Source organism: Dermacoccus sp. CCH2-D9 (assembly GCF_001556795.1).
Classification (GTDB): domain Bacteria; phylum Actinomycetota; class Actinomycetes; order Actinomycetales; family Dermatophilaceae; genus Dermacoccus; species Dermacoccus nishinomiyaensis.
The window spans coordinates 12,803-37,483 of record NZ_LSJT01000070.1 but is presented as its reverse complement, the minus strand read 5'-3'; the positions used below and the strand labels follow the sequence as shown (position 1 = coordinate 37,483).

Genomic DNA, 24,681 nt, shown 5'->3' with positions numbered 1-24,681 from the left:
ATGGCACTGTTCCGCATCGAACAAGAGGGCCAGGGCTTGGTGCCGTTCGCGCAGTACGCGGCGGGCGACGGGTTGTACGAGCGCGAGGTTGAAGACCTGTTGTGGGACAACCTCGAGGAGGTGCTCGGCCGGACGCTGTTTCGCGTGGCGCGTCAAGCGCACCTTCCGCACGGGGGCATCCCCGACATCCTCGCTCTCGACGAGACGGGCCGGATCGTCGTCATCGAGGTCAAGCGTGACGTCGATCGGCAGCTGTTGTCCCAGGCGTTGGAGTACGCGGGGTGGGCGCGTGAGAGCAACCTGCAGGAGATTGCGACGCTGTACACGAACGGTGCCCAGCAGTTCTGGGCGGACTGGCAGGAGTTCACCGGCACCGAACAGCCCGTGCCGATCTCACCTAATCCGCATATCGTCCTGGCGGCGGCGTCCTTCCACCGCCGCACCGAGGCCGCGATCGGGTTCCTGCGCGGCGCCGGGGTGCCCTTGGTCGTATTGAGCGTCGGTATGTATCAGGACGCCGACGGGCAGAAGTTCCTCGACGTCGATCGTCGCGGGGAGCTTGGTCCACCCACCGCTACATCGGTCGGGACCACCGAGACCGGAAACGACGGTGGCTCGGCAAAGCGTTCCTTCCCCGCGACGCTTGCTGATCTGCTCAACGCCGGGTTGCTGCGTGAGGGTGAAACACTCACCTGGCGACGGCCCCAGAGCGGGCAGACGTTCACGGTGACGGTCGAACGCGATGGGCGCCTCCGCTTGCCGGACGGGCGGTACGCGTCGTCGCTGTCGGCTGCGGCCACGTTGTGTGTCGGGCACGGTAGCTACCCCGGGTGGGAGTGCTGGCGCACCCAAGACGGCGAGTTGCTGTACACGTTGAGAGACCAGTTCCTGTCGCCCGATGTCGATCCAAGTGCGACCCTCGACGAGTAGCTGCTTCGGGGCGCATGCCGCGGCACTGCGGCCTTCCAGCCCGAGCTTGTCGCGCTCCACTACTGGGCGGTGGCCCGGCTGACCGTGCGGGCGGAGACGCCGAATGCGGCCGCGCACTCCTCGAGAGACGCTCCATCGTCTCGCATGGCACGCACCGCTCGTACCTGCGCTTGCGTCAACGCTCGCGGGCGTCCCCCAACTCGTCCGCGCCGTCGTGCGGCGGCGAGCCCGTCGCGCGTGCGCTCGGCCAGATGGTCGCGCTCGAGCTGCGCCACAGCCAGCAGCACGGTCAACACCAGCCTCCCACTCGGCGTGGATGTGTCGAGGCCAAGCTGCAAGACGCGAAGGCCCATCCCGCGCCGCTCGAGGTCGTCGACGAGTTCGAGGACGCCTCGGACGTTGCGGCCAAGCCGATCGAGGCTCACGATCGTGAGGACATCACCCGGACGCATCCACGCGAGAGCGGCTTGCAGCTCGGGGCGGTCCATCCGCACACCGGTGACCCCATGATCGATGAAGATGCGCTGGCACCCTGCGTCGCGGAGAGCATCGATCTGGCGATCGACGAGCTGCTCAGCGGTGGACACCCGTGAGTACCCGACAAAAACGGGGGTTCCGGCACTGTCAGTTTTGCGGGGGTTTCCGCCCATCTCAGCGCCGCCGGAACTCGCAGTCATCGCGCTGTGGGGTTCTGTCGCGCCAGAATGGAACGTTAATGTCATGCGACACGAGTGCGACGTCCGCTCGGTTATGAAGGCGCGGTTTTGCTCCCGCCGACATTAACGGGCCTAGTCTCACCTGCGCTCTGGGGAGCGCACCGCGCGAGTAACGCAACGAGTGCGAAGTGCGCGCAGGTCGCGACATGGTGGAGATCCATGGCGAAGTCCCCGGGTATCCGGCGATCACCGCTCAGGGTCCACATAAAGCGGGGCCAGGCATGCCCGTGGGCGAGCCCGCTGTAGGTGTTCCATAGCCATGCTGCTTCGTCTTGCAGGATCGCTACGTTCTCATCGGTGTGCTCGTCCGGTGCGGCGCTGATCAACGCTTCAGCGATAGCTGCGGTCATGTCGTCAACCGTCGCGCCATCCTTCGTCTCTATCTTCGAAGACCCCAGTGCCTGATGTTGTGCGCGGAAGCTATCCAGAAGTTCCTCAGGGGCCCGCACCCCGGCAAGGCCTTCGAACTGGACGTACCGTTTGAGTCCGCGGATTCCGCTGCCGAGATCTTGGGCGACAACTGCAGCGGCTCGCTCGCTTCGAAGCTCTGGGTCTGATGGCAGCAGGACGTAGACAACCCTCGCAGCTCCGACCAGAGCAGTACGCATGAGGGTCTGAAAGACGATCGGTGAGGTGGGCAGCTCATCAGTCACCAGTCTGGCGATCTGCTGCAGCGATCCGACTGATGCTTCGGCCGCAGAGAACAGCACCTGGTCGAGGCGAAGGGGCCCGTCTGCGAGTCCCTCGTGTAGTCGGTAGAGCTCGGTGGAGGCCGGGACTCGTTCAATGGCATTGAGACGCTCGGCCAGCTCCGTGATGGGATCCTGGATGACAAGGAGAGCCCGGTCGAAGTGGGCGGCTACGGCGGGGTCATCCAGGCCGAAGTCGATCATGTGTTCTCCTGAAGTCGAGCCGTCGAATATCTGAAGCCTAGTCAGCCTGGCGATTACGTGCAGGAGTGAGGACATCCGGATGGACGCGAACGAGACCGTGAGGCACCTGCGGTACTGGATGCAGGATCAAGCGACGTCTGAGCGGCTGGCCGCGCAGTTACTCGCTCAGGCAGGATACGTGGACCTTGATCCCTCGCATCCTATGGGCGGTCCCGATGGCGGCTTCGACGCCGTGGGCAGCAGAGAGGGACAGCGCTGGGGGATGGCTGTCTACTTCCCCCGGGATACTCAATCCTTCAACACCATCAAGGCGAAGTTCACGGACGATGCGGCGAAGATGGCGGCAGCTGACGCGCACGGGATCGCGTTCGTCACGAACCAGCCCATCAAGCTCAAGGAGCGACACAAGCTCACGAAGATCGCCGACGACTTGAGCCTGGATGTCGAGATCTTCCACCTCGACCGAGTCGCGCACATCCTCGACACCCCGGCGATGCAGTCTGTTCGTCGCCAGTTCCTTCCCGTTCAAGACGAGATGTGGCTCGATGATGCTCGCCGGGCGGTGCGTGATGAAGCCTTGCGGGCGGGCGAGCAATGTGAGTTCGACGCCCGTATTCAGATGTTCGTGTGGCCAGTGGCAATAGGGGCGGACGATCCCGTCGGGGTGACGCTCCTTCGAGCTGGGGAGCGGGTGGAAGAGGTTCTCCCGTTCGAGGTTCTTGATCCGTCGCGCCTCGAGAAGGCCGTGCTGATCATCTGCGGACCGGGCGCAGACCCGCAGGAGGCTCTATCAGCCGTACTGGCCATGGGGGAGGGGGCCGGGTGGAAGGCCCAGTGCCAAGGGCCGCTAGAGCGCCCCGTCACGATTGTCGCAGCGTGCACCTACGGAGTTGCGGACGTGACGTCGCATCTTCGCGCTCTGCTTGATTCCGGTTTGGGTGGGACGGGCCGCCCCACGGTGGCGTGGGGAACGATCACGCCGTCGGGCACGTGAGCGAGCGAGTGATCATGTCAGGGTCGATCACGCAGCGTCAGCGAGAAATCCTGGAATCGATCCGCGACGGGTCTGTGCCTGAGGACCCGCCCACCGGATACAGGATCTCAGCACGGGCGTTAGCCAACCGGCGGCTAGTCGCCATCTACGGACACGGCGACGAGTGGTACGTGGAACTGACCGACGCAGGGAGGCACTATCTCGAGACGGGCGACTACCCGGGGGGGTGTCCCTATGGTCTTCGTCAAGCGGCGATCGGTGTGACGGGGCGGCCTGGTTGGTAGGTCGTGCCGTCGCGCAGCATGGCGTACAAGACGTCGCAGCGGCGGCGCGCGAGGCAGATCAGGGCGGCGTTGTGGCGTTTACCTTCAGCTCGTTTGCGGTCGTAGTACGCGCGTGAGGCGGGGTCTTTGAGCGCTGCGAACGCGGCGAGGAAGAACGCTCGTTTGAGGTTCTTGTTGCCCGACCTACTGGGATGCTCACCGCGGATCGAGGTGCCCGAGCGGCGCGTGACGGGCGCAAGCCCGGCGTAGGCCGCCAAGTGCCCTGGTGTGGCGAAAGAGGAGGCGTCGCCGACTTCGAGCAGGATGCGCGCACCGGTCCTGACACCCACGCCGGGCATGGACGTCAGGACCTGGGCAAGAGGGTGCGCATCGAGCATTTCCTCCACCTGCGTCGCTGCCTCCGCGCGCTGCGCGAGCAGGCCGGCGAGTTGATCGGCGAGTTTCGGTAGGACGAGGTCAGCAGCCCGCGTGCCCGGCACCGTGACTGTTTGCTCGTCCAAGGCAGTCATGATCGCGTCGACGAACGCTTGGTACTTGCGGGGCGCGCGGGGCTTCGCGACCGCGAGCAGGCGTCGGCGTCCGGCGGTGCGCAAGCCACTGGGCCCACCGAAGCGGGACAGCAACTCAAGGACCGCCGGGTGGTGCAGGCTCCCGCCGATCGCGCGTTCCAGGGCGGGGTGGATCTGGGTCAGCAGGCCGTGGACGCGGTTGGTGACGCGAGTGGTTTCGGCAGCGAGGTCGTCGTCGAACCCGACGATCACTTCGAGGTCGGCCAGCGCGTCGTCACCGACGTCGACACGGCGTAGCGCGTGGGGCAGGGTGCGTGCGGCATCAGCGATGACGTACGCGTCGCGGGCGTCAGTTTTCGCGTTGCCGGGGTGTAGGTCGGCGATTCGGCGCATCGCAAGGCCGGGCAGGTAGGCGACCTGAATATTCATCGAACGGGCGACGGCCACGGGGAGCGCACCGATCGAGGCGGGCTGGTCGACGACGACGAGGACGTCACCGTGCACACTGAGGTCAGTGAGTAGGTCACGGATGCGTTGCTCGTCTTGCGGCAGCGTCTTGTCGTGCAGTCGTTTTCCTGCTGGATCGAGGGCGCAGGCGTGGTGGTGTTCTTTGCCGACGTCGAGGCCGAGGTAGACCGCGTAGGTGCGGTCGGGTAGTCCGTTCATCAGGGCCCTCCTTCGAGGCGGTGCACGGTGTTCAACCCGTGCTGGCCGCGTGGCGGGCGAGGGGTGCCGGCAGCCACGTTACGAAGAGACCTTCATGCTTGAGGCCGTGTCCCTATGAGCGGTCATCCGACGCCACTAGCGCCCTGCCGGCTTCACCCCCCGGATCATGCGTGCGACAGGGGCAGTCAGTCATACCGGGCCTAGCGGCCAGCATCCCCATCATCGGGGACACGAAGAAGGTAACGGGGCACTTCGGCCCAGCGCAGCATCATGATGCTCGCCGGGTTGCAGCAGCTGCTACGAAGACGAGAAAGCCGCGCGGACGTAGCCAACAGCTGGCGCGCGAGGAGCTGCCCATCGACTCGCCAAGTGGAGCGCGCCGCCGAGGTGGTCGTCCGCGCGGCGACGAACTCTTTCGCGATGGCGACCCTGACCCTCACGACGAGCGGATCCTGATCACGGTGAAGGAAGCAGCCTGGCGATTGAGCCTCACGAAGAACGCCATTCGTGAAGCCGTGCGTTCTGGGGACCTCCAGCGAGTCTTCATCGGGCAGGGCAATACGAACTACCGAATCGTCTATGGCTCCCTGCTGGCCTGGGTCAACGACATGCCGCAGGAACCTGCGCGCAGTTGGTGGTTCTGATGGCGTGGGAAGCCCCCGATGCTCCGCGGCTGCTTATCTCGGCCTCGCGGGTAGCCGCGGAGCTCGACATTCCCGCGTGGAAGGCCTGGGAAGTTTGTTGGTGCTTGGAGAAGCGCTATTACTCAGAAGGCCAAAGCCACTACCGGGTGACCGTTCGGTCCTTAGATTCTCTGCGGGCGTTGTTGGCGCTCGGGCTGACGCTTAGTGACGCACGGACCGTCATGTGGCACTTGAAGCAGGAGGGCCAGTTGCCACCGCCCGAGCTGACGGAACATCAGATTCAGAGCATCATCTGGCTACGGGGACGTCGGCGACGGGACCATGCCATCGGGGGCTAAAGGCAGCATGATTTGGGAGCGACGGGACCTGATTAGTTCGCCTAGGCCTGATGCCGCTTGCCTGGGCGATCCCTTCCCGATGTTGGCGCAACTTGCGAAGACGAAACCGGCGTTTCAGCCCGTTTCAATCGTCTGCGTTGTAGGCGAGCAGATTTCCCCACTCTTCCTCGTACATTTCAAGATCGCCAACTTCGAGGAGGAAAAATTCAGCGAAGTCCTGTGGGCTGTGATGAAAGGAGGGTGCGAGGATCTCCCTAAGATACGGAAACTGAAGTGACGCTTGTGACTGCCAGATCTCGTCAGCAACATGGCAGAGTCGTACGCACACGAGTCGCACAAGTCGATAACAGAAGAGGGAAAAGTTGACTCCTTCATTTGTGTAAGCCGGGAAATGAATGCTTGAATTTGCGAGAAGATTCTCTACCGACAAGCCTTGGTTTCCAAGGGCGGCAGACAAGGCAAACGCGATGTCTTCTTTGGCGTTTGCTGTGGCAACAATTTCATCGGTGAACTCTAGGCTGGGTAAAACTCCAACAATGCCCCTCCATTCTTCATATAATGACTTAGGAGGGGTGGGCGTGCCGAGGTGATCCATGAATTCATATCGGCGCCCACCCATGGCAAATCCTGTGAGAAGGTCTAAAACGAGGGGGTAGGCAGGTTCGTGGAGGATGCTGTCAACTACCTCGCCGTTGTAGTCTTTGCAAGGTTCTGCTCCGCAGTCGATGGTAGATACTTTTTGGAGAAGATCTCCGAGGCTGTGCCCTTGATTGCGTGGCTTAAAAGGCTGGTTTGTTGAGATCGCATTGCAGGCAAGAGTTAACTTTGCCAGACGCTCCAATCCTGTGGTGAAGCGTAATAGAGCCGAATGGAGTGCGTGGCGTCCAGAGTTTCCAGTTTTATCCCACAGGCCGTCCGGCTGACGAACTTCGCACAGCTCCCGCATGCCTGCAATGGCTTCGTTACGCGCGAATTGACTCTCGGATACCCAGTTTTCCCAGTTGTGTGACATCGCCATGCCTTCAGAAGAGGTGCGGACGTGAAGAAGCTAGTTACCCTAGCGTAGCGAATGCCTCCCCCGCCGTGGCGCGCAACCGGGTTTGGTCGCGCCATTTGCTGCCAGGCGCATTGACGCGGGGCCCGCTGCGCTCCGGCAGGCACGAGATGCTCCGCGCGTGTCGAAGTGGGGGGCGGGCGAGCGCGTCGTCGAACGTGGTCCCTTCGAAGAGGTGCGTGGTCCCTTCGAAGAGGTGATCGAGGCGTTCGCCGTCGGGGGAGAGGACTCGGAACGGGTACCAGTAGCTACTGAGGCGGTGTTTCCGAAGTGGGCGAGATCGTCGACGTGGGCTCGTGCGCCGTTCAGGTCGCGAGACTCGAGAAGTCAGCCTGGTCGTGCATCGACAACCAGGGCTTCTCGTATTGCGTCGGCACCGGAGGACCCCTCCATGTGAGGACCGGCCCGGACCTGCAAAGCAGGCGGGCCGGTCATGGTGATCCCAGCCTATAGGACTGGTGTGGTCCGCAGGGCCAGGACTCGGGCTCCGAAGGGTGCGCCACAAGGTGGCTGAAGTGCACAGAAAGTGCACATCAGATGCCGCGGAGCGTCGCTGACAGGTGATCCATCACTTGGAGCGATTTTGGATCAAGCCGCCCGTAATAGGTTGTAGCGCAATGCAATTGGATCGCAGGCTCGAAGGGGCTCGTTTGTGGCAAAATCGGCGACCAAGTTCTCCTGAAGCGGGTGTCGCAGGTTCGAATCCTGCCGGGAGCACCACGGCAGCGGCGCCCCGAGCGAAGTGAGCGGGGTCTCGCTGCGGCTTTACTGGCTCGTCAGATTCGGGAGGCGCGGCGAGCTTGCGAGCTACTACGGCGTCTGCCCTCGAGCACCGGTGGGAACCGTTGTGGCGCAACGGTTCCCACCATGTGTGTTACAAGTTGGGCGTATTGTCGGGCGTCTCGGAGGCGCTGAAGTGAACAAGAATTGTACGCCAGTCAGAAGGCTTGGCCCCCTAGGCCGCCTGAACTGGCCATAAAGACAGTCGCAGCTTCTGCCGTAGTGCGCTTTTCCTCCCGACGAGTCTTTTGCAAGGCACGCGAGTACACGTACTCCGAATGTGCCCGGTCAATGGTGTCAGCGGCCTTGCCTACATCCGTATCGAAGAGATCGCTGCAGGTGTCGAGCGCGACGCTCGGCTCGCATAGCCGAGCATGTTGCACACTTGAAGAGCACTGGCGCCGCTACTGATAGTGATGCTGGCAGCCGTGTGACGCAGCGAATGCGGCGGGAGGTCGGGCAGACTGATCTTGGCTGCGGCGGCATCGAACCATTCACGGCGGACGTTACGGTGCCGCACGATCTATCAGTGGGGGAACGAAAGATGTGGGCCTGGTCAGCGAGGTAGTCGCAGAGGGGCTCCAACAGGTCCACGATGTGGCGAGGAACCCTGATTTTTCGCGGATTCCCGTTCTTGGGTGGCGTCTCGACAAACGTGCCGTTCACCTCGGTGACTGATTATTCTATTTGAAAATCGCGGGTGTGAAAGTGGAGGTCGTGACGCTGGAGACCAGCTAGTTCACCAAAGAAGGCGCCCGTAGCGGCGAGGGTGTGAATCACGGAAGCATCCTAGGGCCACGTTGATCCGCCGAGCGCGACGGCTGGCTTCTCCAGTGCCTGCGCCTGGCCCCATTGCAGGTAACGGCGACGGGTAGGAACTCCGCACCTCCGGACGCGATATCCGCGACGGGGGGATTGGGCGATCCATCTGTCGCGGACGGCAAGTTTAAATGGTCTGAAGCGCCCTGGCGTGACCCACCTTCTGCCCCGTAATGAATGTATCTATGTCTAGACCTCCGCGCAGTTCTGTGTATCGAGGCATAACCCGCCCAAGATGCGCGCGACATCGGTCATACATGAGTGATCATCTGAGGTGGCCCCAGATAACCAGTGCGACGTCACGCTCTTAATTGCGGCGGGGGGCCTAGCCTCTCCGAACTGTAGAGTAGGGGACATCTGAGCCAGACTGGCGCGCCATCATCTCAAGCCAACTGCGGGATGGGGGTGCACCCCAAAGGCGCGCGATATCGGCACTGTTATCACGGAGGCTCGAGACCTCGCTGATCAGTGTCTTGGTTATCCTGAGCTCAGGCCGTCGAAGCCAATCAATCTCTTTCCGGGTCCGGGAAATCGGGTTTAGTTTTCCGATTAGGGGGGACGCGATGCTTGCTGCCTGTGGGTTGCCGGATACGGTTCCAGCTCCCTTAGCCGCAGCCGCGATGACACTATTGGACAAATTGCTAGGTCCGTACGATTTAAGCACATCTTCCAACAAGGCCGCAGCTTCACGCAAAGACCCGTGTGCGCTATCCAGTGAGCGCAAGTGGTCTCGGAAGGGCGTCATTTTAATTCGAAGCTTGACTACCTCATTCCAGACTTCGTCGCGAGAGGAAGCCCTTTTCAATACAAGGCCTAATGCGTTAGGCAATGCGATCGAGGGAAGGTAGTAACTGTCGATGCAGTCCTCTGCCTTAAGGATATCGCCTAAACCAATCTCCTTGAGAAGCGCTTCGGCAACCGGAGCGTAGCGATCTTGTCTTGTGGAGATAAAGTTGGCAACCGGCCGACTGATACTAGAGAAAGGTAGTCGACTCCTAAGATTTCCGCCAAGCTGTCGTTTATTAGATATCGATAGGTTTGCACACTGCAATCGCGTGATATGACTTCAATGTCTCGCTTGACATCCGGGGTGTCATGATCGAATGGGTCAAAGGCGGGTGTCCACCAGTTCGCCGGAAAATAGGGAGTTCGACTAGGGCTGTCGGTTATAGAGTCGAAAGATTTGAAGTCTATGGCGACGTCGGCGTTTACATACTTGAACCACATGGCCTCAAGGATGGAAAGTTCTTCAGGGTTCTGCCTGAAGTGCCGATCCCAGCGCACGGCTATCTCCCACCGAAGATCGCCTCTGAAGAGATCGGGAGTGTGCCCCTGAAAAACAAAATTATTTAACTGTTCGGGTATTTCAAATGATCGAGCATCCAGAATTACTGCGTCATAGAAGACGCATGCATGAACTATAGTGGACAGGTCGAGTAGGCATGTCGGCCATGGAATAGTGGGGCTTGAAATAGCAAATATCGAGCTTGCCAGGCTAGTGCTGTCGGTAAGACATGCAAGATCCTGGTCTGCGACGCCTGCATTGGCTAGTTGTGGTGTTAACGCTGTCAGCCTGGTGAGTTGGCCCCCTTCGGTCGGGGCAGAAATAGTGTTCAAGTCTCCATGAGTTAATCTCTGGAAAATTGAAGCTTCATATTCGCTGGCTTCGGCAGTCTTATGCGTCTCAGAGTTTCTAAAAAAATGGCGACCATTTAATGCGCGCCAAAGTTGATTTGCTCAGATCCAAGATCCCTGCTGATAAGGAATTTATCGCCAATTCCATCGAGTCCCCGCTGACCCTCTTCCTGGTTGATCGAATCGATTGCCCACCTCGCTTGAGAAGAGAGGCGCTTCCATCTTTCATGGCCCTGGCGGAGCGAGGCGAATCGCTCCAGGGGCTCCGTGGATCCGGGGTCGCGTACTAGTGCGAGGATATTTATTACCGATTCGGCGACTGCCGCCGACTCGTCGAAGAGCGCCTTTTCTACTTGCCTCATTTGGTAGGGTAAAAAATTTTCTGGTTGTACCGCCGCTTGTCGCAGTATCTCGTCAGCCGCGTATATTCTAAACCTATAGTCTTTGACTAGCGCAGCGCCTGTGTGGTCCAGTTCGAGCGAATTTTCTAAAGCCGCTGGAGCGTCAACTGTTTTGCAGTACACTGCTCCTCGACTAAGGGCTATCAACAATTCATCTAGATCCCTTTGTGCGGGTGATCGAGAATATTCCTCGCGCATGGATGAGAGTTGTCTATCCCAAAAATCCCACAAATCATTATCAATGCGCACGTCGACTCCTTCGGTCCATGGCCTTATTTGACCTTACGGGGCACGACGGAGTTCTGGAAGGCGGAGCGCCCCTAGAACTACCCGGCCAGGACGTTGGTAACAGCCCGGCGGGGTTGAACAAAAGAGAACCCTTGAGTGGGATGTGGCTTGTCTAAGGCCCACGACCCGCACGGAGGTTTTCGTGTCCCACCGTAACGTGCGATGTGACGCGCAAGTGGGGGGGCGCGGGGCTCAGGCCGTCACAAACCCTTCGTACTCGCGGTGTCGGGCATGCCCTGCGGGCGGGTGCGCTTGAGTTCGTAGAACGATGAGACGCTGACGAGGCCGACGAGTGAATCCCACAGGCGCAGGGCGTCGTCCTTGCTCGGCAGCTCCTGCAGCACCGGGCCGTAGAAGCCGCGGCGCTCACCGTCGTCGGAGACGAAGACGATCGTCGGCACGCCCGTGTCGTCACCGACGGCCTCGAGAGCCGAGTCGATCGACGCCTGCAGCCCCGCATCGAGCGACGTGTCGTCAGCCGCCTTCGCCAACTCTGCCGGCAGCCCGGCGGCGGCGAGAACGTCGGCGATCATCGCGTCGTCGTACTCCTCGTGATCGAGGTGGAAACGTCGCCCGAACGCCGAGTACAGGTCGATGACGCTCGCGCCGTGCTGCTCCGCGGCCGCCGTGATGACGCGCAGCACGCGGTGCGACGAGTGGTGCATCGCACCGTGCTCAGTCACGGCGTCATCGGCGCCGCCCAGCTCGTCGTTCTTCATCGCCAGGCTGAACGGACGCCATGTGACGTCGATGTCCCGCTCCGCGCTCACCTCGAGAAGGAACCGGCTCGTGATCCAGCAGAACGGGCAACTCGGGTCGTAGAAGAATTCGATGCGCTCCATGACACGACGGTAGCAAGGCACACCGTCGCGCGATCGTCAGTGCGAGACCCACGCCCCGATCGTCGGGTGCCACTGCGCGATGCGCCGCTGGGTGACGAGACCCGCCGTGACGAGCGGGTCACCGTCGAGCAGCGCCTCCGCGTCGGCGACGCTGCTCGCACGAAGGACGAGAATGCCGTCACCGAGATCACCGTCGAGCACCTGGCCCGACGCGAGCAGTACGCCGTCGGCGTCGAGCCGCTGGAAGAACGCATAGCGCTCCGGACGCAGACGCGCCAACGCGGCGGCGTCGGGGCGGTAGGTGTACGTCACGACGTACTCGTCGTTCCTGCGGCACGCGGAGGACGCCGCATCACGCCACGGTGTGCCTGCAGCGGCGATCCTGCTCGAGTGCGGGCGGGCCGGTCTCGTCGGCGGGCAGGAGGATCGGATCGCCTCCATCGCCGCGCGTCTGGCGGTCTGAGCGGCGCGCGCCGCGGCGGGCGCTCAGACCGCCAGGAAGTCGAGCAGGATGCGGTTGAACTCCTCGGCGTGGCTGACGGCGAGGCCGTGCGGGGTGCCTTCGATGATCTGGACGCGGCTGCCCTCGATGGCCTCGTGCGTGCGCTTGCCGGAGCCTTCGAACGGCACGATCGTGTCGCTGTCGCCGTGCACGACGAGCGCCGGGACGATGACGGCGCCAAGGTCGCCACGGAAGTCCGTGGTCCCGAACGCGTCCATGCAGGTCAGTGCCGCGTTCTGGTCCGACTGCAACACCATCGCGATCGCATCCTGACGCTGTTCCTCGCTCACCTTCAACGTGCTCGTCAGACCGCCGAGTTTCGGCGTCGAGAAGAACGTCGTCGCGAAGTCGTCGAAGAACGCCTCGCGATCCGCCTCCAGCCCCTCGCGCATCTGCGTCGCCGTCTTCTCGTCGAGCGGGCCGTCGGGGTTGTCGTCGGTCTTCGCCATGTACGGCGGCACGGCGCCGGCGAAGACGACGGAGTGGATGCGGTCGGCGCCGAAGCGCGACATGTACCGTGCTACCTCGCCGCCACCCATCGAGAAACCGACAAGGGTGACGTCGCGCAGGTCGAGCGCCTCGAGCAGGCCGTGCAGGTCGCCGGCCAGGGTGTCGTAGTCGTAGCCGCCGGCGGGCTTCGCGGACTCCCCGAACCCGCGGCGGTCGTACGTCACGACGCGGTAGTGCGGCGCGAGTGCCTCGACCTGCGCCGACCACGACTGCCCGCTGAGCGGCCATCCGTGGATGAGAACGACGGGGCGGCCCTGGCCGCTCTCCTCGACATTGAGTTCGATCGGGCCGGTGTCGCTCGTGATCGTCGTGAGTGCCATGAGGTGTTCCTCTCGTGATCCGGCTGCGGCAGCGAAACTGCCTTTGCCCCAACGTATCCAGCATGCGTCCGTCCTGTCAGGCCCCCGTGGGCGTCCTCGCCCACTCGGCTGGCCTGAGGTCCAGTGCCAGGCCGCAGTCGTGGCGGGGCGGCATACTCAACAGGGTGATGGCGCGTCCGCGGCTGCGACCCGTGCCGAAGACAGCCGACGACCCGAGAAGCCAGGAGGCGCTCATGCCCGACGACGGCAAGGCGTACACCCGCGACACGCAGTACATCGAAGACCGCATTCTCGACGACCCCGACGCGCGGTGGCCCGTGGAGCCGGGGCGCTACCGTCTCGTCGCCGCCCGCGCGTGCCCGTGGGCGAACCGCGCCATCATCGTCCGGCGCCTGCTCGGGCTCGAGGACGTCATCTCGATGGGGTTGTGCGGCCCGACGCACGACGAGAACTCGTGGACGTTCGACCTCGACCCCGGCGGGCTCGACCCCGTCCTACGCATCCCGCGCCTCAAGGATGCCTATGAGGCGCGCTTACCCGGCTATCCGAGGGGCATCACGGTGCCGGCGATGGTCGACGAGCGCAGCGGCGAGGTCGTGACCAACGACTTCGCACAGATCACCGAGGACTTCGCGACGCAGTGGACGCGCCACCACCGCGCCGGCGCCCCCGACCTGTGGCCGCAGGGACTGCGCGAGGAGATGGACGCCGTCAACCAGCGCGTCTACACCGAGGTGAACAACGGCGTCTATCGTTGCGGCTTCGCGGGGGATCAGCTGGCCTACGACACCGCCTATGAGCGGCTGTTCACCGCCCTCGACTGGCTCGAGGAGCGTCTCGCAACGCGCCGCTACCTCGTCGGCGACGCGATCACCGAATCCGACGTGCGCCTGTTCACGACGCTCGCGCGATTCGACGCTGTCTACCACGGTCACTTCAAGTGCAATCGCCGCAAGCTCACCGAGATGCCGAACCTCTGGGGTTACGCGCGCGACCTGTTCACGACGCCCGGATTCGGCGACACGATCGACTTCACCCAGATCAAGCAGCACTACTACCTCGTGCACCGCGACCTCAACCCCAAGGGCATCATCCCCGGCGGTCCCGACCTGAGCGTCTGGGCCGAACCGCACGATCGAGCGCGTCTCGGCGGCACCCCGTTCGGTGACGGCACCGCGCCCGGCGCGATCCCGGAGGCCGAACGCGTGCCGACGAGCGCCAACCCCCTCGTCGGGACCGACGGTCTCGTGCACTGACGCGCGTGCCCACGGGTGGCGCGGGGGAGTGGCGCGTCGTCGATGGCAGGGCATAGCGTCAACGGTGTGGATCAGGTAACTCTCGTTCTCGTGCGTCATGGCGAGTCGGAGGGCAACGTGGCAGCGGAGGCGGCGCTGCGCGATGACCTCGAGCGCATCGACGTGCCCGTGCGCGACCCCGACATCGAACTGAGCGAACTCGGCCGCCGACAAGCCGCCGCCGTCGGCACGTGGCTCGCGAAACAGCCCGCCGACGATCAGCCGGACGTCACGTGGACGAGCCCGTATCGACGCGCGCGTCAGACGGGCCAGATCGCGCTCGACAAGGCGTCGCTCGAACTGCCCGTCCTCGTCGACGAGCGTCTGCGCGACCGCGACATGGGTGTCACCGACATGCTCACCGGGCGCGGCATCCGCGACGCCTACCCCGAGGAGGCGAAGCGTCGCGAATGGATCGGCAAGTTCTACTACCGCCCCTCCGGCGGCGAATCCTGGGCCGACGTCGCCGGCCGCGTCCGCGCCGTCATGGCCGATCTGCGTCTGCGCGCCGCGGGCAAGACGGTGCTCGTCACGGCGCACGACGTCGTCAACCTCATGTTCTGCTACGTCGCCGAGGGCATGGACGAGGACGCCGTCATGGAGCGCGCCCGCACGAACGGAATGCGCAACGCAGCGATCTGCCGCCTCGTCAGCGACGACGAATCGCCGACCGGCTGGCGCCTGCTCGACTACAACCTCGACGAACACTTGCGCGACGCGGGCATCGCCGTCACCGATCAACCGGGCGCGGCCGACGACATCGACGCACATGGTTCGGCGCAGCGCGACGAGAAGCGCGAGTCCGACGACAGCGCGTCGAACGCCGGCGAGAATGAGACGCCAGCATGAGCATCGAGCGCCCCGAGATCCCCGATGTCGCACGCGGCGGTGACGCCATGTCGCCGACGACGGTGACGCCCAATCTGCTGCGCAGCTGGCCGCTGCCCGAGCCGACCGGCACGAAGTACAGCCGCGGCCAGCGCCTCGTCATCGGCGGCGATCGATCGACGCCTGGCGCGGCGATGCTGTCCGGGCAGGCGGCACTGCGCGTCGGGCTCGCGCAGGGCCTCGTGTGGGGCAAGCACGTCCATGCTGCGGCCGGGGATGTGCTCGCGGCCGAACACGGGCGCGTCGGCTTCCTCGCCGGTGAGATCCCGCCCCGCCTGCCCATGGCACTCGCCACCCTGCGGTGACTGACGCCCGGGCCCTGGCCGCGAAACTCGTTGCCGCGCACGGTGAGACGTTCGCCGAACGCGCCGGTGTGAGACTCGTCGACGAACCTGCGGCGCCGTGGCAGCTGCTCGTCGTCGCACAGTTGCTGTCGGCTCGCATCCGCGCCGAGGCGGCCCTTGCGAGCGCGCGCGAGCTGTTCGCGATCGGCTGCACGACACCGTCGGGCACCCGTGCGACGTCGTGGCAGCAACGCGTCGACGCCCTCGGCCGCGGCGGCTACCGGCGCTACGACTTCTCGACGTCGACGCGTCTCGGCAAGAACGCCGAGACGATCCGCGAGCGATGGGACGACGACCTGCGGCGTCTGCGCGACGAAGCGGGCGCTGACCCGAAACGGATCGTGAAGCTGCTGCAGGAGTTCGACGGCATCGGCCCGACGGGCGCGGGCATCGTCGTGCGCGAGGTGCAGTCGACGTGGCACCTGAGAGAACCCTTCGCCGACACGCTGACGGTCAAGGGCGCCCGGCTGGCGGGGTTACCCACCGACGCCGCAGCCCTGGCCGACCTCGTCGCCCCTGACGAGCGCGCCGCCCTCGCCGCGGCACTCGTCGTCGTCGCTCGACAGCCGGGTGTGTTCGACGAGCTCGGCTGAGGGCGCGGGCTCGCCCGACGCGTCGCTTTCGATCGCCTCAGCGAGGTCGGCGCAAGCGCCCGCCACAGCCACGATCGTCCTCGCCCGTCAGCAGTCGCAGCGGCGGCGGCCTTGCGTGCCAGACCGTACCGTCGACCCGCCGCGTGAGCGACAGGTCGAGCACCCGTCATGTCATGGTGACCAAAAGGGCTGGTCGAAACGCCCCACGTGCGTCGTCCGCCTGCCACGATGAGCGCATGAGTACACCAGCTGACGCCGCAGCGTCGCGGCAGGCCGCCACCGCGGCCGCATCCCGTCGCCTCTCCGTCGAGACCACGGGCATCGAGATCATCGACGAATCGGAGCGTACGGCGCGCCCGCGCGACCTGTTCTGGCCATGGTTCGCGGCCAACGTCAGCGTCTTCGGCATGGCGACCGCCTCGTTCGTCCTCGGCTTCGGCATCTCTTTCGCGCAGGCGCTCGCGGTGTGCGTCGTCGGCGTCGTCCTGTCGTTCCTGCTGTGCGGGCTCATCGCCGTCGCCGGCAAGCGGGGCAGCGCGCCGACGATGGTGCTGTCGCGCGCCGCGTTCGGTGTCCGCGGCCAGAAGGTGCCGGGCGTCATCTCGTGGCTTACGTCGATCGGGTGGGAGACGTTCCTGTCGATCATGGCGGTGCTCGCGACGTCCACGATCTTCGACCGGCTCGGCTGGGGCGGTGGCACGGCCACGAAGATCGTCGCCGCCGTCGTCGTCGCCGCAATGATCGTGCTCGCCTCCGTCGCCGGCTACCACATCATCATGAAGCTGCAGTCGATCCTCACCTGGCTGACGGGGCTCGCCACCCTCGCCTACGTTGCCCTCACCCTCGACGAGGTGCACTGGAGCGCGGTGACGGCCGTCCCCGCCGGTTCATGGCAGGCGGTGACGGGCGCGCTCGTCATGGTGATGACGGGGTTCGGCCTCGGCTGGATCAACATCGCCGCCGACTGGTCGCGCTACCAGCGCCGTGACGCTTCGGGCGGCGCGATCGTCTTCTGGAACACGTTCGGCGGCGCCGTCGCGCCCGCCCTGCTGCTGACGTACGGTCTGCTGCTCGCCGCATCGAATCCGAAGCTCGAGGAAGGCATCGCCGCCGACCCCGTCGGCACGCTCGCGACGATCCTGCCGACGTGGTTCCTCATCCCGTTCCTCGTCGCGGCCGTACTCGCGCTCGTGTCGGGCGCGGTTCTCGGCATCTACTCCTCGGGCCTGACGCTGCTCAGCCTCGGCGTGCGCATCCCACGGCCGGCGGCGGCGCTCGTCGACGGTGCGATCCTGACGCTCGGCACGATCTGGGTCGTGTTCTTCGCGCAGGACTTCCTCGGCCCGTTCCAGTCGTTCCTCATCACCCTCGGCGTGCCGCTCGCGTCGTGGGCGGGCATCATGATCGCCGACATCGCGCTGCGGCGCCGCGACTACGACGAGGCCGCGCTGTTCGACGCCCGCGGGCGCTACGGCACGTTCGACTGGACGTCACTGGCCGTCCTCGCCGTCGCCTCCGTCATCGGGTGGGGGCTCGTCGTCAACAGCTTCGCCGCGGACGCGTCGTGGAACAACTGGCAGGGCTACCTGTTCGACCCGCTCGGCCTCGGCCACGAGACGACGGACGGTTGGAGCGGCGACTGGGCCTACTCCAACATCGGCGTGCTCCTCGCGCTCGTGCTGTCATTCGTCGCGACGCTGCTGCTGCGACGTGGGCGGGTGCGTCGTCAGGAACTCGACGATGACGCCGAACGCGGCGTTGTGGGCTCGGACGACCGGCGCGGGAAGGTGACGTCATGATCGCCGACGGGCTTCCCGACGACGCGTGGCTCGTCATCATCGACCCGCAGGTGGTGTTCGCCTCGTCCTCGAGCGAGTGGGGTTCGCCGATGTTCTCCGCCGCGCTCACGCCGATGCATGCATTGGCTGAGCGGTACACCGGCCGCACGATCGTCACGCGCTTCGTGCCGCAGCTGCCGCCGCAAGGATCGTGGGCGGATTACTACGCCGTGTGGCCGTTCGCGGCCCGCCCGGGCGACGACGAGATGTATGCCCTCGTGCCCGAGGTCGCCGACATAGCGGCGGGCGCCCACCATGTCGACGAACCGACGTTCGGCAAGTGGGTCGAGCAGGTGCGCGCACTCACAGGCGACACCCCGACGCTCGTGCTCGCGGGTGTCTCCACCGACTGCTGCGTCGTCGCGACAGCACTCGCTGCCGCTGACGCCGGGGCGCGCGTCCACGTCGTCGCCTCGGCCTGCGCCGGCTCGGACGTCACGAACCACGAGCGCGCCCTCGACCTCATGCGACTGTTCGCGCCGCAGATCACGGTGCACTGAAGCGTGTGCTGACGACGCGTCTCGACCTGACGTCGTGTCGTCAACAGGGTGCGTACTGCTCGACGGATGGGAGCAGCAGCCCCGCGCGGCGGCCTTCGAGCTCGAAGGCAACGACGCGCGCCCAGCAGGCGTCGAACTGCTGAAGAAGGCAGCCTGGGCCACCACCTCCCCGGTACATTGGGGCGTCATGGCCGAACATCACACGCCCACGCCCAGCGTCCCCACCCGTCGACGGGTGATGGCGCTCGCCGGGCTGGCCGGCGTCGTCGCCGTCACGGGAGCGGGGGCGACGAAGGTGGTCGCCGCGCACGGCGAGGGGCGTACGAACTGCTCGGCGCAGTCGGTCGTGCAGGTCGCGGCTCCCGCGGCGATCGCCGACGCCGTTCGTCACGCGGCGGATCAGGTCGAGGCGCGCGGTGACGTATGCGCGTCGTACAGCGTCAACTCGCAGAACCCGGGCGACACGTACCAGTCGATCATCACGAGTTCGCCGAGCGAACCGCAGGTGTGGATCAGCGACTCGCCCGCGTGGACGCAGCTCATCGAGAAGAAGCTCGGCAGCGGCTGGGTGACGACGGGCGACACGATCGCGACGAGCCCCGTCGTCATGGGCGTGCCCGCGAGCCTGCGCAGCGCGGCGAAAAAACCCAACAGTTGGTTGAGCGTGCTCGACAACAAGCTGCCCGTCAGTTTCATCGACACCGATGTCGCGACGGAGAGCCTGCTCACCGTCGTCGCCGCAGATCAACAGGCCAACACCAATGACGCGCGCTCCGACCTCATGCGCGCGGTGCTGCGCCTGTCGCGGTCGCTGACGACGGCCGCGACGATGGACGGCAACGCGCTGCAGGGCGCCGACCGCGCGCGCATCTACCCGGTGAGCGAGCAGCAGATGCTCGCGTTCAACAAGGCCCACCCCGACAAGCCGCTGACGCCGATGGTGCCGACGGGCGGCGCGAAACAACTCGAGTATCAGTGGGTGACGCCGGTGCGCGGCACCCAGGCCGACAGCGCTGCCCTCGATGCGCTGAAGCAGCAGTTGCTCAGCCCCGCGGAGAAGACCTACCGCAGCGAGCAGGGCTTCCGCAACGGCGGCAGTGACGCTCCGGCGGGCGGCAGCGTCCTACCGGCCTTGCTGCCGATGATGGCGCCTGCATCGCAGGCGACGACCGTCAGCGCCGACACGGCCTGGACGAACCTCAAGAAGGACGCGCGGATGCTCGTCCTCATCGACGTCTCCGGGTCGATGCAGACGAAGATCGACGGCGGCCAGAGCCGCATCGAGCTGATGGAGAGCACCGCCATCGCGGCGCTCGACGTGCTGCCGAAGACCACGCGCCTCGGGGCCTGGGCGTTCAGCTCCGACCTGCAGAAGAACCACGTCGACTACCTGCCGCTGACGAACGGTGAGCAGCCGATCCTCGACGACACCTACCGAAACGGCCTCATCGCGAAGGCGCACACGCTGCCGGGCCTCGCAGCGAAGAACGGCGACACGGCGCTGTACGACACGATCGCGGCGGCGTACAAGAGCGTCACCGACACCTACGACCCGAACTACGTCAACTCCGTCGTCGTCCTCACCGACGGCACGAACGACGACCCCAACGGCGGCCTCGCGCTCGATCAGCTCCTCGCGCGCCTCAAGTCGCAGTACTCGGCCGACAAGCCCGTCAAGATCGTGACGATCTCGCTCGGCACGGGTACCGATCCCGACGCGCTCAAGCGCATCGCCAAGGCCACTGACGGCCTCAGCTACCAGACGAAGACACCCGAGCAGATCTCCGGCGTGTTCGTCGACGCGTTCCTGCGACGCTCCGACTACTGAGCGCCGGGGAGCCTGACGACGAACGCCAGGTTTCACCGATAACCTGCCGTGGTGACGAACGAACACGTGAACGCTGCGCACGAGACGATGAACGCGGCGGACGAAGACCGTCGTCAGGCCGTGCGTGATGCCGCCGCGGTGTGGCAGCGTCACCTCGTCGACCTCGGCGGGCGCAACTCGCTGCTGTGGCAGCGCACCGACGACTCCGTCGAGCTCGACCTCACGACGGCGCACCCGGCGGGCGTCGCGAAGCTGCTGTCGGGACGTAGCGTGCTGCTGTCGCAGATCGTGCGCTCGGAGCACGCGTACGCCGAGGCGTACGAGAAGGCGCTCGCGATCCGTGACCTGTCACGCGAACTGCTCGAGGAGCGCGGCATCCTCAGCTGTTTCCTCGCCCTCGGCCGCGCGACGTGGCAGATGAGCGGTGACGCGGTGCCGGCCGCGCCGATCCTGTTGCGCCAGTGCGACATCCACTTCGGTGGCCGCGGCGGTGACGATCTCGTCCTCGAGGTCTCGCGCACCGTCGAACTCAACTCGGCGCTGTCCACCTACTTCGCCTCACGCGGCATCAACATCGACCACGAGTACGTGACGGCGTCGTCGGCCGGCCCGCACGGGTTCGACCCGGCCCCGACGTACGCGATGATGCGCCGCGCGGGCGCGTCGATCCCGGGGTTCCGCATCGACGAGCGCCTCGTCGTCTCGACGTTCAGCTACGCGAAGCTTTCGATGGTGCGCGACGTCGCAGAGCAGGCGCCGCGCCTGCACACGCACCCCGTCGTCGCCGCGATGGCCGGTGACGAGGCGTCGATCTTCGACGTCGGCGCCGAGGCGCCCGCCGCTGGGCTCGACGCCGACCCGCGCGAGGAGTTTCTCGTCCTCGACGCCGACTCGGCGCAGCAGGCGGCGATCGACGCCGTCATGGGTGGACAGCACCTCGTCCTCATGGGCCCACCCGGCACCGGCAAGAGCCAGACGATCGCAAATCTCGTCGCCACCCTGACCGCGCACGGCAAGAGCGCGCTGTTCGTCGCGGAGAAGCGCGCCGCGATCGACGCCGTCATCGGACGGCTGTCGGCGCTCGGCCTCGGCGACCTCATGCTCGACGCGCACGCCGGTTCCGGCACGCCCGCCGACCTCGTCGACACCCTCGCGCGACGCCTCGTCACCGCGCCCGCAGCGGGTGCCCCGCACGTCGGTGACGCCCTACGCTCACCGCACGGCGACGGTCCGAGCGCGGATGGGCCGGACCCGCGCGTCATCGACGAACTCGAATCCGAGCGCGTCACCCTGATCGAGCACGTGCGCGCCCTGCACCGCGTGCGCGACCCGTTCGGCGTCAGCGCGCACGACGCGCAGAGCCGCATCGCCGAACTCAACGCCCTGCCGCACCCGCCGCGCTCACGCGTGCGTCTCGAGGGCGAGCCGCTCAACCGTCTCGACACCGAGGCGCGCGACGAGACCGGACGCACGCTGCTCGGACTCGCGCAGGATCGCGCGTGGAAGGGCGAGGGCGAACCCGACGCCTGGTTCGGCGCGCGCGTGCGCGGTAGCGAGCACAGCGAACGCGCTCGAGACCTCGTGCTGCGACTGGCCGGCGATGACGGCTCGGTTGGCGGAGGCTCGGGCGACGACGGCTCGGCCGATGAGGCCGGCGGCGAACTGGCCCGCCACCGTGCGTCGCTCGCGGCCCTCGCGGACGCGGCAGGGTTGCCCGTGCCGACGACGATGACGCAGGCCTCGGACGTGCTCGACCTCATGAGCCACGTGACGAAGACCCTCGACGTGTTCACCTCCGACGTGTTCGCGCTCGACCTCGACGCGGGCGTCGTCGCGAGCGCGCCGCGTACCGAGCGCAAGGGCGCCGAGCACCAGGTGGGCGCGATGGAGCGTCGCCGGCTGCTCAAGGAGGCCCGCGCGACGCTGCGTCCCGGGCGTCCGCCCGAGGATCTGCACGCCATGCTGCAGCGCGCCGCCGACGAGCAGGCGCGCTGGCGTGAGTTCGGCGGGCAGGGGCGCCCCTGCGTGCCGCCGATGACGGAGCAGGTGCGCGCCGCGCACACGCGCCTGACCGACGAACTCGACTGGCTCGGGCAGCGTCTCGAGGGCACGCGCGGTGCGACGAACCTCGTGACGCTCGACCTCGACGAGCTCGCCGCACGCCTCCAGACCCTCGCCGCCGACGCCGACCGTATCGAGGTCGCGGCGCGCTCCGGCTCGCAGATCGACCGCCTGCGCGCTCTCGGCCTCGGACCGGTCGTCGACGACTTCGCGGCGCGGGGCGTGAACGAGGACGCCGTGCCCGCCGAGTGGGAGTTCATCTGGTGGACGAGCGTGCTCGAGCGCGTGCGCCGTCAGGATCCGGCATACGAGGAGCACCGCGGCAACGACCTGCGCGCCGCCGCGCAGCGCTACGCAGCAGCCGATCGCCGTCACCTCGACGAGACACCGCACCGCGTGCGTCAGCGCGCCTACCGGCGCATCGACGCCGTCGCGCAGCACCTGCCCGAGCAGGTCGAGGCGATGGAGGCGGCTCTCGTCTTCGGTCACCACGCGGGCAGCGCCGACGCGCTGCGTCAGGCCTTCGCCGGTGCGCCGGATCTCATGACGGCGCTCGCGCCGTGCTGGGCGATGAGCCCGCTCGTCGTCGCGCAGACGCTGCCGCCGGGGCGCTGGTTCGACGTCGTCATCTTCGACGAGGCGAGCCAGATCCCGCCCGCCGAGGCGATCTCGGCGATCTCGCGTGGCGTGCAGGTCGTCGTCGCCGGTGACACACAGCAGCTCGCGCCGACGAGCTTCTTCCAGCGCACCTCGGCGGGGGAGGACACCGCGCACACGGGCGAATCCGTGCTCGACGTGCTCGCCGGCCTGCTGCCCGTGCGCCACCTGCGCTGGCACTACCGCTCTCTCGACGAGCGTCTCATCGCCTTCTCCAACGAAGCGGTCTACGAGGGTGAACTCATCACCTTCCCGCGCGCCGACGTCGAGAACGTGCTGCGCCTTCACCGCGTCGAGGTGCGCGAACCGTACCCCGACGAGGCGGCGCCGGATCAGGGCAAGGCCGAGGTCGAGGCCGTCCTCGACCTCGTGCGTCAGCACGCCGCGCAGCGCCCGCACGAGTCGCTGGGCGTCATCACCCTCGGCCTCACGCATGCTCGCCGCCTCGAACGTGCCGTCACCGCGCAGGCACGCGTCGACAGCGAGCTCGCCGCGTTCCTCGCCGCCCACCCGGAGGCGCCGTTCTTCGTCAAGAACCTCGAACGCGTCCAGGGCGACGAGCGCGACGCCGTCATCCTCTCCCTCGGCATCGCGCCGTACCCCACGGGCGCTCTCGTGCGCCGGTTCGGGGCGCTCAACCACGTCGGCGGTGAGCGTCGCCTCAACGTCGCCATCTCCCGCGCGCGCCGACGGATGGACGTCGTCTCCGCGTTCACCGGCGACGAGGTCGACCCGGCCGCGCTGCGCTCGCGTGGCGCGGTGCTCCTGCGCGACTTCCTGCTCTACGTCGCCGAGTGCGATGAGCGTCTCGACACCGGCGCGGGCGAGCCGGAGCTCGACGGTGACGAACTCGTCACCGTCGTCGCCGGGCGACGGCGCCGCACGTCGTCGTCGGGGTCGGTGGCGCTGCGCCGCGTCGGCGCGGACGCCGTCATCGTGCCCGTGCCGTACGTCGTCGAGGACCTCGCGCGGCGCCTGCGCGCCGAGGGCCTCGTCGTGCACACCGGGTACGGGCACTCGCGGATGCGCGTCGACCTGGCCGTCGAGCATCCGAAGGAGCCCGGCCGCATGCTGCTCGCCGTCGAGAGCGACGGTGACGCCTACGCCGCGATGGGCAGTGTCCGCGAACGCGATCGGCTGCGCCCCGAGGCGCTGGCGCGGCTCGGCTGGCACCATGATCGCGTGTGGACCGTCGACCTGTTCCGCGATCCGGCCCGCGATAGCTCCCGCATCGTCGCGCTCGTGGGTCGCCTCCTCGCGGAGGAGAACGATGAGCGATTCTGAGCCCCGTCGTCGCCGTCCGCGCCGGGCGTCGGCGCCTGCGACGCGGACGGTGGACGGGCAGACGAGCGTTGCCACGAGCCGCGACGGTGAGGTCGCCGCTGACGGCGCCGCTGCGCCCGCGTCGGCCACGCCTGACGCCGACTGGTCGCGCTGGTGGAGCCGTGACGACGACGCGCCGGGGCCGCGCAGCGCTCAGGATCAGTGGTACCTCGATCAGCGTCCGCCGCACTGGGGTTGAGCCTGGGCTCCGGGGGAGTGGCGGAGCGGA

Annotated in this window: 21 protein-coding genes; 13 read left to right on the top strand and 8 right to left on the bottom strand. The window is 66.1% G+C overall.

The features are described 5' to 3' along the window. Positions 1 to 930, top strand: a complete 930-nt coding sequence (locus AX669_RS06395) for a hypothetical protein (protein WP_062257323.1) — start codon at positions 1 to 3, stop codon at positions 928 to 930. A 59-nt stretch (positions 931 to 989) separates the two neighbouring features. Here AX669_RS06395 and AX669_RS13000 read toward each other — a convergent pair whose 3' ends face one another. After that, positions 990 to 1,580 carry a recombinase family protein gene (locus AX669_RS13000; protein WP_082740652.1) on the bottom strand — a complete coding sequence of 197 codons (591 nt, stop codon included), beginning with the start codon at positions 1,578 to 1,580 and terminating at the stop codon, positions 990 to 992. A 98-nt stretch (positions 1,581 to 1,678) separates the two neighbouring features. After that, positions 1,679 to 2,539, bottom strand: a complete 861-nt coding sequence (locus AX669_RS06385; protein ID WP_062257319.1) for a hypothetical protein — start codon at positions 2,537 to 2,539, stop codon at positions 1,679 to 1,681. Between the two features lie 79 nt (positions 2,540 to 2,618). Here AX669_RS06385 and AX669_RS06380 point away from each other — a divergent pair, with 79 nt between their 5' ends. Beyond that, the gene (locus AX669_RS06380) at positions 2,619 to 3,533 is read left to right on the top strand and encodes a hypothetical protein (RefSeq protein ID WP_062257316.1); all 915 of its coding nucleotides are present in this window, start codon (positions 2,619 to 2,621) and stop codon (positions 3,531 to 3,533) included. Between the two features lie 244 nt (positions 3,534 to 3,777). Here the strand turns inward: AX669_RS06380 and AX669_RS06375 are convergent, their stop codons facing one another. Further along, a complete protein-coding gene (locus tag AX669_RS06375; RefSeq protein ID WP_062257314.1) occupies positions 3,778 to 4,992 on the bottom strand; it encodes an IS110 family transposase in 1,215 nt (404 codons plus the stop codon). Positions 4,993 to 5,453: 461 nt separating this feature from the next. Between AX669_RS06375 and AX669_RS13880 the strand changes: the two genes are divergently transcribed. After that, the gene (locus tag AX669_RS13880) at positions 5,454 to 5,636 is read left to right on the top strand and encodes a hypothetical protein (protein WP_231729453.1); all 183 of its coding nucleotides are present in this window, start codon (positions 5,454 to 5,456) and stop codon (positions 5,634 to 5,636) included. A gap of 462 nt (positions 5,637 to 6,098) precedes the next feature. On the opposite strand, the gene AX669_RS13330 is transcribed toward AX669_RS13880, so the two are convergent. From AX669_RS13330 to AX669_RS06350, 4 genes are all read right to left on the bottom strand, one after another. Next, entirely contained in the window at positions 6,099 to 6,986 is an 888-nt protein-coding gene (locus AX669_RS13330; RefSeq protein WP_131941574.1) for a hypothetical protein, read from the bottom strand. Between the two features lie 3,353 nt (positions 6,987 to 10,339). Continuing rightward, positions 10,340 to 10,912, bottom strand: a complete 573-nt coding sequence (locus AX669_RS13320) for a hypothetical protein (protein WP_156444945.1) — start codon at positions 10,910 to 10,912, stop codon at positions 10,340 to 10,342. A 239-nt stretch (positions 10,913 to 11,151) separates the two neighbouring features. After that, positions 11,152 to 11,793: a DsbA family protein gene (locus tag AX669_RS06355; protein ID WP_062257307.1), complete on the bottom strand. Its 642-nt coding sequence runs from the start codon at positions 11,791 to 11,793 to the stop codon at positions 11,152 to 11,154. Positions 11,794 to 11,829: 36 nt separating this feature from the next. After that, positions 11,830 to 12,105 (bottom strand): YciI family protein, encoded by a 276-nt coding sequence (locus AX669_RS06350; protein WP_062257305.1) that lies wholly within the window; start codon positions 12,103 to 12,105, stop codon positions 11,830 to 11,832. On the opposite strand from AX669_RS06350, the gene AX669_RS13635 reads away from it, so the two are divergent. Continuing rightward, a complete protein-coding gene (locus AX669_RS13635; protein ID WP_160126240.1) occupies positions 12,095 to 12,256 on the top strand; it encodes a hypothetical protein in 162 nt (53 codons plus the stop codon). The two genes, AX669_RS06350 and AX669_RS13635, sit on opposite strands and share 11 nt — an antisense overlap. 23 nt (positions 12,257 to 12,279) lie before the next feature. On the opposite strand, the gene AX669_RS06345 is transcribed toward AX669_RS13635, so the two are convergent. Beyond that, complete coding sequence (locus AX669_RS06345; protein WP_062257303.1) at positions 12,280 to 13,125, bottom strand: alpha/beta fold hydrolase; 846 nt, start codon at positions 13,123 to 13,125, stop codon at positions 12,280 to 12,282. A gap of 233 nt (positions 13,126 to 13,358) precedes the next feature. Here AX669_RS06345 and AX669_RS06340 point away from each other — a divergent pair, with 233 nt between their 5' ends. The 9 genes from AX669_RS06340 to AX669_RS06300 all read left to right on the top strand — a co-directional run bounded on the left by AX669_RS06340 (position 13,359) and on the right by AX669_RS06300 (position 24,651). Further along, positions 13,359 to 14,381 (top strand): glutathione S-transferase family protein, encoded by a 1,023-nt coding sequence (locus AX669_RS06340; RefSeq protein WP_062257334.1) that lies wholly within the window; start codon positions 13,359 to 13,361, stop codon positions 14,379 to 14,381. 66 nt (positions 14,382 to 14,447) lie between these two features. Continuing rightward, positions 14,448 to 15,269 carry a histidine phosphatase family protein gene (locus tag AX669_RS06335; RefSeq protein ID WP_074046473.1) on the top strand — a complete coding sequence of 274 codons (822 nt, stop codon included), beginning with the start codon at positions 14,448 to 14,450 and terminating at the stop codon, positions 15,267 to 15,269. Then, positions 15,266 to 15,613: a hypothetical protein gene (locus AX669_RS14200; protein ID WP_062257301.1), complete on the top strand. Its 348-nt coding sequence runs from the start codon at positions 15,266 to 15,268 to the stop codon at positions 15,611 to 15,613. Before AX669_RS06335 ends, AX669_RS14200 begins: the two co-directional genes overlap by 4 nt. Further along, complete coding sequence (locus AX669_RS06325; RefSeq protein WP_062257300.1) at positions 15,610 to 16,245, top strand: hypothetical protein; 636 nt, start codon at positions 15,610 to 15,612, stop codon at positions 16,243 to 16,245. Before AX669_RS14200 ends, AX669_RS06325 begins: the two co-directional genes overlap by 4 nt. A 236-nt stretch (positions 16,246 to 16,481) precedes the next feature. Beyond that, positions 16,482 to 18,044: a cytosine permease gene (locus tag AX669_RS06320; RefSeq protein ID WP_062257298.1), complete on the top strand. Its 1,563-nt coding sequence runs from the start codon at positions 16,482 to 16,484 to the stop codon at positions 18,042 to 18,044. After that, positions 18,041 to 18,583 carry an isochorismatase family protein gene (locus AX669_RS06315; protein ID WP_062257296.1) on the top strand — a complete coding sequence of 181 codons (543 nt, stop codon included), beginning with the start codon at positions 18,041 to 18,043 and terminating at the stop codon, positions 18,581 to 18,583. Before AX669_RS06320 ends, AX669_RS06315 begins: the two co-directional genes overlap by 4 nt. Positions 18,584 to 18,617: 34 nt before the next feature. Beyond that, positions 18,618 to 20,411, top strand: a complete 1,794-nt coding sequence (locus tag AX669_RS06310; protein ID WP_156444944.1) for a VWA domain-containing protein — start codon at positions 18,618 to 18,620, stop codon at positions 20,409 to 20,411. Between the two features lie 51 nt (positions 20,412 to 20,462). Continuing rightward, positions 20,463 to 24,413, top strand: coding sequence for an AAA domain-containing protein (locus AX669_RS06305; RefSeq protein ID WP_156444943.1), 3,951 nt, complete (start codon positions 20,463 to 20,465; stop codon positions 24,411 to 24,413). Next, on the top strand, positions 24,400 to 24,651 hold the full coding sequence (locus AX669_RS06300) for a hypothetical protein (protein WP_139023612.1): 252 nt from the start codon (positions 24,400 to 24,402) through the stop codon (positions 24,649 to 24,651). The genes AX669_RS06305 and AX669_RS06300 overlap by 14 nt, the downstream gene beginning before the upstream one ends. Positions 24,652 to 24,681 lie beyond the last annotated feature (30 nt).